At 71.2% G+C, this 13,218-nt stretch carries 11 protein-coding genes; 5 read left to right on the top strand and 6 right to left on the bottom strand.

Going from position 1 to position 13,218, the window contains the following annotated elements:
- Positions 1-2 precede the first annotated feature (2 nt).
- Positions 3-761, top strand: coding sequence for an ABC transporter permease (locus HD596_RS05100; RefSeq protein ID WP_313042830.1), 759 nt, complete (start codon positions 3-5; stop codon positions 759-761).
- Positions 762-978: 217 nt separating this feature from the next.
- On the opposite strand, the gene HD596_RS05095 is transcribed toward HD596_RS05100, so the two are convergent.
- The 3 genes from HD596_RS05095 to HD596_RS05085 form a co-directional block, all read right to left on the bottom strand.
- On the bottom strand, positions 979-1,740 hold the full coding sequence (locus tag HD596_RS05095; RefSeq protein WP_185068132.1) for a CAP domain-containing protein: 762 nt from the start codon (positions 1,738-1,740) through the stop codon (positions 979-981).
- Positions 1,741-1,906: 166 nt separating this feature from the next.
- Complete coding sequence (gene dacB / locus HD596_RS05090; protein WP_185068130.1) at positions 1,907-3,451, bottom strand: D-alanyl-D-alanine carboxypeptidase/D-alanyl-D-alanine endopeptidase; 1,545 nt, start codon at positions 3,449-3,451, stop codon at positions 1,907-1,909.
- Between the two features lie 106 nt (positions 3,452-3,557).
- Complete coding sequence (locus HD596_RS05085) at positions 3,558-4,109, bottom strand: FHA domain-containing protein (protein ID WP_185068128.1); 552 nt, start codon at positions 4,107-4,109, stop codon at positions 3,558-3,560.
- A gap of 88 nt (positions 4,110-4,197) precedes the next feature.
- Here HD596_RS05085 and HD596_RS05080 point away from each other — a divergent pair, with 88 nt between their 5' ends.
- Genes HD596_RS05080 through HD596_RS05070 form a run of 3 tightly spaced genes read left to right on the top strand, consistent with a single transcriptional unit; the run spans position 4,198 to position 7,945 of the window.
- Entirely contained in the window at positions 4,198-4,719 is a 522-nt protein-coding gene (locus tag HD596_RS05080) for a PadR family transcriptional regulator (RefSeq protein WP_185068127.1), read from the top strand.
- A complete protein-coding gene (locus tag HD596_RS05075; RefSeq protein ID WP_185068125.1) occupies positions 4,716-5,396 on the top strand; it encodes an ABC transporter ATP-binding protein in 681 nt (226 codons plus the stop codon). The genes HD596_RS05080 and HD596_RS05075 overlap by 4 nt, the downstream gene beginning before the upstream one ends.
- The gene (locus HD596_RS05070; RefSeq protein ID WP_185068124.1) at positions 5,393-7,945 is read left to right on the top strand and encodes an FtsX-like permease family protein; all 2,553 of its coding nucleotides are present in this window, start codon (positions 5,393-5,395) and stop codon (positions 7,943-7,945) included. Before HD596_RS05075 ends, HD596_RS05070 begins: the two co-directional genes overlap by 4 nt.
- Here the strand turns inward: HD596_RS05070 and HD596_RS05065 are convergent.
- Both HD596_RS05065 and HD596_RS05060 read right to left on the bottom strand, forming a co-directional pair.
- Positions 7,905-9,266: an MFS transporter gene (locus tag HD596_RS05065; RefSeq protein ID WP_185068122.1), complete on the bottom strand. Its 1,362-nt coding sequence runs from the start codon at positions 9,264-9,266 to the stop codon at positions 7,905-7,907. The two genes, HD596_RS05070 and HD596_RS05065, sit on opposite strands and share 41 nt — an antisense overlap.
- 95 nt (positions 9,267-9,361) lie before the next feature.
- Complete coding sequence (locus HD596_RS05060) at positions 9,362-10,123, bottom strand: hypothetical protein (protein WP_313042823.1); 762 nt, start codon at positions 10,121-10,123, stop codon at positions 9,362-9,364.
- Positions 10,124-10,456: 333 nt separating this feature from the next.
- Here HD596_RS05060 and serA point away from each other — a divergent pair, with 333 nt between their 5' ends.
- Positions 10,457-12,046, top strand: coding sequence for a phosphoglycerate dehydrogenase (gene serA, locus HD596_RS05055; protein ID WP_185068120.1), 1,590 nt, complete (start codon positions 10,457-10,459; stop codon positions 12,044-12,046).
- Between the two features lie 354 nt (positions 12,047-12,400).
- Here serA and HD596_RS05050 read toward each other — a convergent pair whose 3' ends face one another.
- A complete protein-coding gene (locus HD596_RS05050) occupies positions 12,401-13,216 on the bottom strand; it encodes a class I SAM-dependent methyltransferase (RefSeq protein WP_185068119.1) in 816 nt (271 codons plus the stop codon).
- Positions 13,217-13,218: the final 2 nt, after the last annotated feature.

Raw genomic sequence — 13,218 nt, 5'->3', positions numbered from 1 at the left:
CCGTGCTGAGGATCGTCGGGCCGCTGGCCCCGTCCGTGGTCATCGTCGTGGCCGCGTGGTGGGTGGCCCTGGAGGCGTTCGGGATCAGCCCGCTCGTCGGCAAGCGCCCGCCGCAGGTCTGGGAGTACCTGACCTCGTCGGCCGCCCACCGCGAGGCCGTGTTCGGCGCGCTGGGCATCACGATCAGGGACGCGGCCATCGGGTTCGCCAGCGGGATGATCGCCGCCATGGCCGTGGCGGTCGCGTTCGTGCTGTTCAGGACCGTCGAGCAGACGTTCATGCCGGTCGCGATGCTGCTGCGCTCGGTGCCGCTCGTGGTGATGACGCCGCTGATCACCCTGATCTTCGGCCGGGACCTGCTGGGCGTGGCCGTGATCGGCGGCATCGTGGTCTTCTTCCCGGCCCTGGTGAACATCGCCTTCGGGCTCCGCTCCGCCTCGCCGCAGGCCACCGACCTGATCATGGCGTACGGCGGGACGCGCCTGACCGTCCTGCGCAAGGTGGCCGTGCCGACCGCGATGCCCTCCGTCTTCGCCTCCGCCCGGATCTCCGTGCCCGCCTCGATCATCGGGGCGCTCATCGCGGAGTGGCTGGCCACGGGGCGGGGGATCGGCGCCGAGATCCTGCGGGCGATCGGCGGCTTCCGTTACGACGAGGTGTGGGCGGACATCGTGGTGGTCACCGCCGTGTCGATCCTGGCGTACGCGGTCGTCGGCGTGGTCGAGTCGTTGGTCCTGGCCCGCTTCTCCGACCGCTCGTAAGCGGGGAGTTTGCGGGCCCGGCCGCGGTCCTGTGTGCGGGGGAGGCGCGGCCGGGCCCGCTCGGAAGGGGAGCGCGTGGGCGTGCGGTGGGATACCGGCGGGTGTGGCCGGTGGAGGCCCGACGCTCCCTTGGCCCAGTGGTTCAACTCAATGGGTTCGGCTCAGTGGGTTCGGCTCAGTGGGTTCGGCTCAGTGGGTTCGGCTCAGTGGGTTCGGCTCAGTGGGCGGCGAAGTCCTGGGTCCAGGAGGGTCCCTTGGCGTTGTGCCCGACACCGATGTGGGTGAAGGAGCAGTTGAGGATGTTGGCCCGGTGTCCTGAGCTCTTGAGCCAGTCCCTCATCACGGCGGCCGCGGTGGGCTGGCCCGTGGCGATGTTCTCGGCGGCTGAGCTGAAGGAGAAACCGGCGGCCTTGATGCGCTGGTCGAACGTCCGGCCGTTGCTGGAGTTGTGCGTGAAGCGGCCGCTGGTCCCCATGTCGGCCGAGTGGCGTTCGGCGGCGAGGTGCAGCCTGGGGTCGTGGATGAGGGGCCGGCAGCCCTTCTTCGCCCTGGCCTGGTTGGTGAGCCTGACGACCTCGGTCTCGATCGAGGACGCGAAGCCGCCGCCCGACGCGCACGACAGCCTCACGGGGCGCGACCGGCTGCTGCGCCCCTTCGAGTCGACCGCGACCACGTAGTAGCTGCGCGGGGTGGGGGAGCACTGCACGCCTGCGGTGATCCGCCCGGTGCCGACCGTCTTCGAGCCGCTCTTGAGGACCCGGTCGGGGCCCGACGCGACGACCTGGATGCGTACCCTGAGCCGGGCCTGGTCGGTGCAGCCCGTCCTGGTGGCGGTGCCCCGGACCACCCCCTTGGTCACGACCGGCTTGGCCGCGATCACGCGGCAGGCCTGCGCGGTGGCGGCCTGCGCGGCGGGAGCGGGGAAACTGAACGCCGCCAGACTCCCGAGGCAGATGAGTGCCTGGAGCTGTCCGCGCATTTCTTTCCTCCGGTGCAGGGCTCGACATTGCGTCGAACCCGCATTCTGGCCCTCCTGGGTCGGCTATGTACGGAAATTTCAGACCTAACCTGGAGCTCCAACAGGATCCCGGTAAACCACGGCGGCCCCCTGAGCGTCAGGGGGCCGCGCGGTTTTCAGGCGAGGGCTAGCACTGCACGGGCTTCAGCCAGGAGCATTCGAGGTCGCCCGCCTCCCCCTGCTCCGTGGCGCGGAGCTGGGTGGCGTCGGCCGTCGCGGTGGCGCGCGTGAACTGGGCGAGCCGGATGGCGATCTTGTCCTCGATGTCCTTGGGGGAGCCGGACAGGTACTGGTTCAGCATGATCGAGAAGATCAGCGGCTCGCCCTCGGCGCTCGTGACGTACCCGGACAGCGAGGTCACCCCGGTCAGCGAGCCCGTCTTGGCGTGGACGTTGTTCGCGGCCGGCGTGTTCCGCATCCGGCTGCGCAGGGTGCCGCCCACGAAGCGCTCGGCGTTGCCCGCGATGGGCAGGGACTCGTACCAGGTGGTGAACCAGGGCTTGCTCCGCACCGCCGTCAGCAGCTGCACGATCGAGCCCGGCGAGAAGCCGTCGCGGCGCGACAGGCCGGAGCCGTCCCGCATGTTGATCACCTGCACCCCGTTGGCCTTGGCGAAGTCGGTGCTGACCTTGAGCCCGGCCGACCACGTGCCCTGGTTCGCGACCTTGCGGCCCATGGCCTTGGTGAGGATCTCGGCGTGGATGTTGTTGCTCAGCTTCAGGAACGGGACCAGCAGCTCGCCCAGCGTCATCGACTCGTGCCTGGCCAGCTCCTTGGCCTCGGCCGGGGCCGCGGCCGTGACGGTTGGCCCGAGCACCTTGACGCCGTGCTTGGCCAGCGACGTGCGGAACAGCGACGCGACGTACGCCGTGGGGTCGTCCACGGCCACCCACTCCTGGTACGGGTCCTTGACCGTGCCGGTGATCACCACGGTCCGGCTGCTGTGCTGCCGCTCGATGAGCACGTCGGTCTCCGAGCCGACCGTGGCCTTGTTGACGATCTTCAGGTAGCCGGTCTCCGGGGTGGTGGACACCTTGACCTTGTCGCCGTCGGCGGCGACGGAGACGATCACCGAGCCCGCGTCGTAGTCCCGGTCGGGCGAGGCGGTCAGGGCGGAGATCGGCGCCGCGTAGTAGGCGGTCTCGTCGTCCCACGACCAGTCGTTGCCGAGCCGCTGCGAGTCGAACCAGGTGTCGTCGGTCACCAGCTTGCCCGTCACGACCTTGACACCCGCCGCGGCGACCTTGGCGGCCAGCGCGTCGTAGTCCTCGGCCAGCATGGTCGGGTCGCCGGTCCCGCGCAGCACCAGGTCGCCGGCCAGCACCGACCCGGCCTTGCGGCCCGAGGAGAGCACGGTGGTGGGGAAGCGGTAGTCGAGCCCGAGGGTCTCGGCGGCCGCGGCGGAGGTGAACAGCTTGGTGTTGGAGGCGGGGGTCAGGAGCTTGCCGGCGTCCGTGGCGTACAGTTCCTCGCCGGTGGCGGCGCTCTTGACGACCACGCCCGCCCTGGCGATCGTGAGCCGGGAGTCGCTGAGGATCTTGTTGATGTCCTGGGTGAGGTCCGCCACGCCCGCGGAGGGCTCCAGGGCGACGGCCGGGGAGGAGGGGCTGGACGCCCACGCGAGGGTCGCGACGAGCGCGCCCGCGACGAGGGATGCTGAGGTGCGCCGCATGGGGGGTCTCCAAGTGAACGGGGAATCGCCCTGCCAGCGTGGATCACCACAAGCCAGCTGTAATCCGCAAATATCCGTATTTGTCGGGAGGTTCTGGGCGGACGCGTCAGAAGGACGGCTGGCCCGAGGTCACCATGAAGCCGCAGTCGCCGAACGAGATCTCGTCACCCGACCGCACCCGCGCCGGCCCCACCAGCCGCCACCCGTTGAGCCGGGTGCCGTTGAGCGAGCCGAGGTCCACCAGCATCCACTCGCCGTCGCCCTCGCGGCGCAGCTCGGCGTGGACCCGGGAGACGGTTAAGTCCGACAGGACGAGGTCGCACGCCGACCCGCGCCCCACCACGTAACGCAGCCGGTCGTCGTCGGGCAGCGCCAGCTTGGGCAGCCGGGGACGCCGCCACGCGGACTGCAGCCGGGTGGTGAACTCGGAGACCGACGCGACGGCGTCGGTCAGCCGCTGCCTGACCGTCGGCTTGCGCGGCAGGTCCGCGACCAGCTTGTCGAGCTCGTGCCGGCTGCGCGCGCGCAGCGCCTGGTCGACGCGGCCCACGAACGTGTCGTGGGAGATCCGGCCCTCCACGGCCTGGTCCCTGAGCTCGTCGATCGCGCGGTCCCGTTCCCCGTCTGATGCGCGAAAAGGCGGCTGCGTCGAGCTCATGTAGCGAGTATCGGACCGAAAGGCGCTCGCTGTCCAGAAAACGCGGATCGCTTGCGGTGGGCATACTCAGTATGCATACTCAGTATCCATGTCGATCAGACACGGACTGCTCGCGTTGCTGAGCAGCGGACCGCGTTACGGCTATCAGCTCAGGGTCGAGTTCGAGACGTCCACAGGGGCGACCTGGCCCTTGAACATCGGCCAGGTCTACACGACGCTCTCCCGGCTCGAGCGCGATGGCCTGGTGGCCCCAGGGGGAGCCGACGAGCAGGGCCGCGCGGTCTACACGATCACCGAGGCCGGTCGGGAGGAGCTGGAGCGATGGTTCAGCACCCCCGTCGCCCCGTCCGACCGGCCTCGGGACGAGCTGGCCATCAAGATCGCGATGGCCGTGGCCGGTGGCCTGGACGTGGCCGAGGTCATCCAGACCCAGCGCGTGGCCACCATGCTCGGGCTGCAGGAGCTGACCCGGGCCAAGCGGGCCGCGACAGGCGGGTTCGCGCAGCGGCTGGTCCTCGACTCGCTGATTTTCAAGGCAGAGGCGGAGCAGCGCTGGCTGGACCACTGCGAGGCCGTTTCCCAGCAGATGTCCAAGGAGCAAGAGCGATGACTGTGGTGAGTTTGCGGGACGTGACCCGCGAGCACGGCCAGGTGCAGGCCCTGAAGGGCGTGAGCCTGGAGGTGGCGGCGGGGGAGCTGGTCGCGGTCATGGGCCCGTCGGGCTCGGGCAAGTCGACCTTGCTCAACGTGGCGGGCGGTCTCGACCGGCCCACCTCGGGGACCGTGACCATCGAGGGCGAGGACCTGGCCAGGGTGAAGGACCTGGCCGCGCTCAGGCGCACCAGCGTCGGGTACGTCTTCCAGGACCTCAACCTGATCCCGTCCCTGACGGCCGCCGAGAACGTGATGCTGCCGAGGGAGCTCGACGGCGTGCGTTCCGCGACCGCCCGCGAGGAGGCGCTGGCCGTGCTCGCCGAGGTGGGGGCCGGGGACGCCGCCGGCCGGTTCCCCGAGGAGCTGTCCGGGGGGCAGCGCCAGCGCGTGGCCATCGCCAGGGCGCTGGTGGGCGAGCGGCGGCTGCTGCTGGCCGACGAGCCGACCGGCGCGCTCGACACCGCCACCGGTGACGAGATCCTGCAGCTGCTGCGCACCCGTTGCGACGCCGGCGCGGCGGTCCTGCTGGTCACCCACGAACCGCGGTACGCGGGCTGGGCCGACCGGGTGGTCTACCTGCGTGACGGCGCGATCGTGGAGTCGAGCGCCGTGCGGCTGGAGAGCGCCCGATGAGCGCGTTCCGCGCCGCGCTGCGCATCTCCCGCAGGGACGCCCTTCGCTTCAAGGGCCGGACCGCGCTCATCATGGTGATGATCGGCCTGCCCGTCCTGGTCATCACGGCGGTGCTCACCGGCGCCGCCACCACGAGCATCACCAGCCGCGACAAGCTGGACTCGAGGCTGGGGGCGGCCGACGCCCGCATCGTCACGACCCCGTTCCGCACCGCGGTCGAGCAGAGAGCGGACGGGGTGATCACCACTATGCGCCAATCGCAGCGGGCCGGGCGGCCGTGGACGCCCGCCGAGATCGGCACCCTGCTCCAGGGCCGCCTGCTCCGCTACCAGGCGAGCATCGTGCATGCCCGCCTGGCGGACGGCTACAGCCGGGTCGACGTGTTCGAGGCCGACCTGCGCGACCCCTTGACCAGGGGGATGCGCCGCCTGGTCGAGGGCAGGTTCGCCGCCGCACCCGGTGAGGTCGCCGTGTCCCCCGCGCTGATCGACAGCGGTGTCCGGATAGGCGACACGATCAAGACGTGGCGGCCGGACCGCAGCGTGCGGGTGGTCGGGGTCGCCGAGCACCCGAACCGGCCTGGCCTGCGCGAGATGCTCGCCCTGCCGGAAGGGCTGCTCCCGCACCAGAACGACGGCAACGACAGCGGCTGGCTCATCGACACCGCCGCCCCCGTCCAGTGGCCGGACGTGCGACGCCTCAACGAGGTGGGCCTGGGCGTCGAGTCCCGGGCCCTCATCGAGCGCTCCGACACCGGTGACTCCGGGCCCCGTGACCTGCACGGGCTGGTCGAGCTGGGTGTCGCCGTCGTGCTCATCGTGACCGAGACCGTCCTGCTCGCGGGCCCCGCCTTCGCGGTCGGGCTGCGCCGCAGGCGCAGGGAGCTCGCCATGATCGCCGCGCAGGGCGGCTCCGGGCGGCACCTCAAGACCATCGTGCTGGCCGACGGCCTGGTGCTCGGCGGCGCGGCGGCCCTGCTGGGCGCCGCCCTGGGCATCGGCGCCGGGCTGGCGGTGGAGTGGTTCGCGGCCCGTCGGCTGGACTGGACGCACGGTCCGGCGGACGTGCCGTGGGCGTCGGTGCTCGGCGTGGCCGCGTTGGGCGTGGTGAGTGCGCTGACCGCGGCGATCGTGCCGGCGATCCAGGCGAGCCGGCAGAGCCCCGTGCACGTGCTGGCCGGGCGCGCCGCCGTGGACACGCCCGGCCGCGCGGGCCGTCCCGTGCTCGGGGCCGTGCTGGTGCTGCTCGGGGTGGCCGCGTTGGGGTTCGCCCTGCACCGGGGCATGCTGTCGGTCGCGCTGGCCTCGACGCTGGTGGTGTTCGGGCTGGTCGCGCTGATGCCGTGGCTGGTCCAGGCCACGGGGCGGCTCGCCGGGCGGCTGCCGCTCCCGCTGCGCCTGTCCGTACGCGACGCCTCCCGCCACCGCGTCCGTACGGCCTCCGCCACCGCCGCGGTCATGGCGGCCACGATGGGGGCGGTCACGCTGGGCATCGGCCTCAACAGTGACTATGTCGACCAGGAGGCGAGACGCAACTCGATCGTCCCCGCGGACACCTTGATGGTCCGTGCCTGGAAGACCGACGATCAGGGGTGGGCCCGGGTGCGGGCGCTCGTCCAGCAGAAGCTGCCGGGGGTGAGCCTGGTCAACGGGCTGGCCGTGACGGACGCGCAGGGCGAGCCCGTCTATCTGAACCTCGCCCTGCCGGGGGGCTGCACATCCCCGTGCGACCTCCGCGACTTCCCCGGCGCCGTGGAGGTGGCCGACGAGGAGGTGCTCGCCTTCCTCCAGAAACGCAGGGACCCGCAGGCTGCGGCGGCACTGGCTGCGGGCAAGGCCGTGGCCTTCAGCCCGGGCGCGGTGCGCGACGCCATGCTCACGATCCAGGTCGAGAACGGGGACGACAAGCCGGTCACGACCCTCCGGGTTCCCGCCGTGGCGGCGGCGCCGGCCGAGGCCGGTCAGACAGGCGCGCTGATCCCACCGTCCGTGCTGACGCAGGCGGGACTCAAGGTGCAGCAGCGGACCTTCTACGCGGCGTACACGGATATCGACGATCAGCGGCTGAGCACGGAGATCAGGGTCCTCATCGGCGATCAGGCCTACGCCCTCGTGGAGCGGGGCACGGCCGAGAGCCGCTTCGTCACCCTGCTGATCCTGCTCGGGGCCGCGCTGGTCCTGGTGCTCGGCGGCACGTTCGCGGCCACGGGGCTGGCCGCCGCCGACATGCGCCCGGACCTCGACACCCTGTCCGCGGTCGGCGGGGCGGCGCGGGTGCGCAGGCTCGTGGTGGCGGCCCAGGCCGCCTACATCTCCGGCCTCGGCGCCCTGGTGGGCCTGGCGGCGGGCCTCGTCAGCGGCATCGCGCTGACCTGGCCGCTGACCCGGACGGTCTACGGGAGGATGGAGCTGTTCAACCCCGGAGCCACGACGATCGCCGTCCCCTGGCTCTTCCTGGCCGGGGTCGTGGTGGGGCTGCCCCTGCTGGCGGCGCTGGTGGCGGGGCTGTTCACGCGGACGCGTCTGGTGCTGGCGCGCCGGGTGGCGTGAGCCGGTACTTCAGCGTCATCAGCACCGACAGGAAGATGATCAGCGCCGGGACCGCGGTCTGTCCGATCAGGACCGCGGTCACGGCGCTGTCCGGCTGCTCGACCGGCCTGCTCGGCTCGGACTCGATGAAACCGCCGATGGACAGGATCACCCCGAAGATCAGCGCGCCGAACGCGCTGACGCCGCTCTCGATGGCCGTCCACAGCCCCGTCAGCACGCCCGCCCGCCGCTTGCCGGTCTCGGCGGCGTCCACCGCGATCACGTCCGCCAGCATCGAGAACTGCAGCAACTGCACCCCGGCGTAGCCGACGCCGACGACCAGGATCGTCACGTGTGCCCACACGATGCCGAGGACCGGCGTGGCCAGGGCCGCCGTCGTGCCGCCGGCGTACAGGAGCGCCGCCAGGATCATCGCGCCCCGCTTGTCGAAGCGCCTGGCCAGGCGCACCCACAGCGGCATCGTCAGCAGGATCGGGCCGACCAGCGCGGCGAAGAGCGTCTGCGTGGCCTTCGGCGAGCCGAGCGTGTACGCGGCGAAGTAGGGCGCGGCGGCCAGCATCATGCTCACGGCGAGCATCTGCGTGCAGGCCAGCATGGTCAGCCACAGGAACGGCCGGTTGCCCTTGATCGCGGCGAACTGCTCGCGCCACCCTCCCCGGTCCGCCTCCGGCGCGCCGGTCATGGGCGCGCGGGCGGTGCCGAAGAAGGAGCCCAGCATGGCGAGGAGCAGGATGACCGCGATCACCGTGGCCATCAGCCGGTAGCTGTCCAGCGTGCCGTGCTCGCCCTGGCTCGTGACGATGGCCGGGGCGAGCACGCCGCTGACCGCGGTGGCCGCGCCGATGAAGACCATGCGCCACTGCAGCAGCGAGGTGCGCTCGTGGTAGTCGTGGGTCATCTCGCCGGGCATCGCCTTGTACGGCACCTCGAACAGCGCGTACGCCGTCGCCGTCACGAGGAAGCACACCCCCACGTAGAGGGCGGCGGGCACGCCCGTCAGCGGCGGCCCCGCGAACACCAGGAAGAACGCGATCGGCAGCGTGCAGGCGCCCGCCAGCAGCCAGGGCCGCCGGGGGCCCAGCCGCGACCGGGTCCGGTCCGACCAGCGGCCGATCAGCGGGTTGACGACCAGGTCCCAGACCTTGGGCGCGGTCACCACGACCCCGGCCAGCCAGGCGGGCACGGCCAGGAAATTGGTCATGTAGTACAGCAGGAGCAGGCCGGGCACGGTGCTGACCGTGGCCGTGCAGAAGGACCCCACGCCGTAGCCGAGGCGCACGCCCCTGGAGACCGCGGACGCGCCCACCGCCGGTGTGATCATTCCCTCATTGAAGCCGAGCGAGAGCTTGTTCGGGAGGGCCCACTTTTCCACGCCGCGGGGCCCGGTCACCCGGGCCCCGCGGCACATGGGTCGCGTCAGTCGATGACGTTGGCGCACACCACGTGCGCGCCGATCTCGATCATCCGGCGCTCGCTGCGCGCGTCCGCCACCCTCGCCATGAGGATCGGCGCCCCGGAGGCCGCGAACTGCGGCAGCCGGGCGCGTACCAGGCGGTGCAGGTCGCGTACGACGTCCTCGGCGGCTGACATGTGCACCTTCACGTGCAGCATGATCCCCGGAGCCCCGGACGCCGTGCGCGCCTCGGAGATCCAGACGTGGTGCACGAGCGGGAAGTCCATGAGCAGCAGCCCGATGGCCTGCCGCAGCGCGGGCAGGATCGGATGCGTGCACCGCCGGTAGCCGGGGTCCACCTGCTGCATCGGCCCCGACAGGTGCGGCCGGGGCGCGGGCACCCACGGCAGCGTCGGCGCCTGCGGACTCGGAGGTGCCACCTGGGCCAGCGCGGCACCGCGTGACACGGTCGCCATCGCCCCCGTCGCGTACGCGGCCGGCACCGCTCCCGAGAGGACGGGCGTCGGCCCCGTGCGCGTCGAGGTGATGAAGCGCTGGAGGTCGTCGATGGGCACGGCCGCGGCGGCTGGTCCGGCCGCGTCGATCACGATCTCCCGCACGCCGGTGACGCGCTGGATGTCCAGGATGGTGTCGGCGTCGCACGCCGATAGGGAATGACTGCCGCGGTGCCTGGCATAGGTGGCAGGGCCGGTGTAACCGAGCAACACCCGGTCTCCGGCCTGGGTCGTCCCGAGGACGACCGAGCGGTCTGGCCGCACTGCCACCAGGACTCCACCGTCGGCGAGAGCGCCCAGCAGGCGATGCGGAGTGCCATGCTGAGCGAGCACGTCGGCAAGCGCAGGATTCCCGATGCTCATAAGACGAACCCTAGGTACTCGGCCACGGCTTATCAGGCTAATGGCGAATAAATCTCCCGATCAAGACAAAGATGGGAGCGGAGTGGATGAGTTTCTTCCTCCGGGGGTAGGGCGGACCTGTCTCACATCGTGGGTGCCTCGTGAACGCGTTCACAAGCCCCGGATAGACTCTGTGGGACCGTCGGGGGATCCGTGGACGTGTCCCCCGAATGCCCGCCGTGCCGTTAAGGATCCACACCAGTGAACAAGCCCGTCGTTCTGGTCGCAGAGGAGCTGTCCGAGGCTGGCCTCGCCGTACTCGGCGCTGATTTCGAGGTCCGCCACACCGACGGCGCCGACCGTTCCCAGCTGCTGCCCGCCCTCGCCGAGGTGGACGCCCTGATCGTGCGCTCCGCCACGCAGGTCGACGCCGAGGCCATCGCCGCCGCGCCGAAGCTGCGCGTGGTCGCCCGCGCCGGCGTCGGCCTCGACAACGTCGACGTCGAAGCCGCCACCAAGGCCGGTGTCATGGTCGTCAACGCGCCGACCTCCAACATCACCAGCGCCGCCGAGCAGACCCTCGCGCTCATCCTGGCCAGCGCGCGCAACACGGCCCAGGCTCACGCCGCGCTGAAGAACGGGGAGTGGAAGCGCTCCAAGTACACCGGTGTCGAGCTCGACGAGAAGGTCGTCGGCATCCTCGGTCTGGGCAAGATCGGGCAGCTCGTGGCCCAGCGGCTGCAGCCCTTCGGCGTCGAGCTGATCGCCTACGACCCCTACCTGCCGCCGGCCCGCGCCGCGCAGATGGGCGTCAAGCTCCTCAGCCTCGAAGAGGTGCTCAAGCAGGCCGACTTCATCACCGTCCACCTGCCCAAGTCCAAGGAGACCGTCGGCCTCATCGGCGACAGGGAGCTGCACCAGGTCAAGCCGTCGGTGCGCATCATCAACGTCGCCCGCGGCGGCATCGTGGACGAGGGCGCCCTCTACTCGGCGATCAAGGAGGGGCGCGTCGCGGGAGCGGGCCTCGACGTGTTCTCCAAGGAGCCGTGCACCGACAGCCCGCTGTTCGAGCTGGACCAGGTCGTCGTGACGCCGCACCTGGGCGCCTCCACGCACGAGGCCCAGGAGAAGGCCGGCACGCAGGTCGCGCGGAGCGTGAAGCTGGCGCTCGCGGGTGAGTTCGTGCCGGACGCGGTCAACGTCCAGGGCGGCGTGGTGGCCGAGGACGTCAAGCCGGGCCTGCCGCTGGCCGAGAAGCTCGGCCGCGTGTTCACCGCGCTGGCCGGTGAGGTGGCCACCAAGCTCGACGTCGAGGTGCGCGGCGAGATCGCCTCCGAGGACGTGCGGGTGATCGAGCTGGCCGCCCTCAAGGGCGTGTTCACCGACGTGATCGAGGAGCAGGTCACGTACGTCAACGCGCCGCTGCTGGCCAAGGACCGCGGTCTCACCGTGGAGCTGGTGACCAGCTCGGAGAGCCCCGACTGGCGCAACGTGGTGACCGTGCGCGGCGTGCTCGCCGACGGCCGCCAGGTCTCGGTGTCCGGCACGCTCTCCGGCCCGCGCCAGATCACGAAGATCGTCGAGGTCAACGGCTACGAGATGGAGATCGAGCCGACGGCCCACCTGGCGTTCTTCACCTACACCGACCGTCCCGGCATCGTCGGCGTGGTCGGCCGCCTTCTCGGCGAGCACGGCGTCAACATCGCCTCGATGCAGGTGGCCCGCTCCACCAAGGGCGGCAACGCGCTCATCGCGCTGACGGTCGACTCGGCGATCCCGGCCGACGTGATCGACCAGATCGGCAGCGAGATCGGCGCCGAGAGCGGCCGCTCCGTGGACCTGGAGGGCTGAGCCTCCTGCCCGGTCTGAAGGCCGCCGCCCGGCTTCCGGGTGGCGGCCTTTGCTGTCTCAGCATGCAAGATACTAGGACATCCAATGAGATTGCTGGGGTACTGTTGCTGGTAATGCGCCAGGTGCTCGTACTTATTACCTGCCGCGGCGGGGCCTGTTAGGGCAGGTCGACGACTCGCCGCGGTGCGTAGTGGTGTGTCGGCCAGTAAGTCCCATTCGTCCGCCGAACGGCCCACGAAATGAGATGAGTCACATGTACGACATGTATGCCTGGAACCGTGCCGAAGAGCATGAGGACGAGGCCGCGCAGGCCCTGCAGACCGCCCTGGACCGCAGGGACAACGGCGGCGCCCCTCAGAACCCGAGCCGGTAGAAGACCGCCGCCCGCTTCACCGCCGGCAGCAGCCCGGCGATCCGGGCCGCGACGCGGTGCGGCGCCGGCAGGCGGTCGAACCCCTCGATGTCGAACGCGCTCACCGCGCTCAGGCAACGCAACCTCGGATGGATGGCCAGCAGCTCGCCCGGCCCGTCGATGCCCCAGACCAGGTGGGCGTCCGCCTTGCGCACCGGCCTGTTGAGCTTCTGCGTCCTGAGCCCGAGCGGGCTCACCGCGTCGAAGACGAACTGGCCGCCGGGGAAGCGCTCGACGATCGCCCTGATGAGGGCCCGGCCCTCGCCGGGGTCGAGATAGTAGAGCAGGCCCTCGGCCACGACCAGCACAGGGGCGCGGGCCGGGACCTGCTCCAGCCACCTCAGCTCGGTGACCGACGAGCCGATCAGGCGGTGGCCGGGCCGCTCGGGGAACAGGCGCCGCCGCAGCTCGATCACGTCGGGGTAGTCCACGTCGTACCAGCGGACGGTGGGCGGCGGGTCCAGCCGGTGGACGCGGGTGTCGAGGCCGCAGCCCAGGTGGAGCACGGTGGCCTCGGGATGGGTGGCCAGGAACTCGGCCACCCACCGGTCGATGAACCGCGCCCTGATCGCGACCGAGACGGCGAGGGCGGCGTTCATCCCGGTCTTGGTGAAGTCGTGGTCGATGCGCTCGACCACGTCGGCGGCCAGGTCGTCGCCGAGGATCGGATCCGGGGACCGCGCGTCCAGCGCCCGCCCGTACAGGGTGGCGAGCAGCGTGGCCTTCTCCCCGGTGAGTCGCACCTTTTCTGGTGCCATGT

This window comes from Nonomuraea jabiensis, assembly GCF_014204795.1.
GTDB lineage: Bacteria > Actinomycetota > Actinomycetes > Streptosporangiales > Streptosporangiaceae > Nonomuraea > Nonomuraea jabiensis.
This window is presented reverse-complemented; position numbering and strand designations above follow the sequence as displayed.

What these genes read in the sequence shown, in the direction of transcription:
- HD596_RS05070 (WP_185068124.1), top strand. Translation starts at nt 5,393, where the DNA reads ATGAGCGCGTTCCGCGCCGCGCTGCGCATCTCCCGCAGGGACGCCCTT.
- HD596_RS05075 (WP_185068125.1), top strand. Translation starts at nt 4,716, where the DNA reads ATGACTGTGGTGAGTTTGCGGGACGTGACCCGCGAGCACGGCCAGGTG.
- HD596_RS05080 (WP_185068127.1), top strand. Translation starts at nt 4,198, where the DNA reads ATGTCGATCAGACACGGACTGCTCGCGTTGCTGAGCAGCGGACCGCGT.
- dacB (WP_185068130.1), bottom strand. Translation starts at nt 3,451, where the DNA reads ATGCGGCGCACCTCAGCATCCCTCGTCGCGGGCGCGCTCGTCGCGACC.
- HD596_RS05050 (WP_185068119.1), bottom strand. Translation starts at nt 13,216, where the DNA reads ATGGCACCAGAAAAGGTGCGACTCACCGGGGAGAAGGCCACGCTGCTC.
- HD596_RS05085 (WP_185068128.1), bottom strand. Translation starts at nt 4,109, where the DNA reads ATGAGCTCGACGCAGCCGCCTTTTCGCGCATCAGACGGGGAACGGGAC.
- HD596_RS05065 (WP_185068122.1), bottom strand. Translation starts at nt 9,266, where the DNA reads ATGATCACACCGGCGGTGGGCGCGTCCGCGGTCTCCAGGGGCGTGCGC.
- HD596_RS05095 (WP_185068132.1), bottom strand. Translation starts at nt 1,740, where the DNA reads ATGCGCGGACAGCTCCAGGCACTCATCTGCCTCGGGAGTCTGGCGGCG.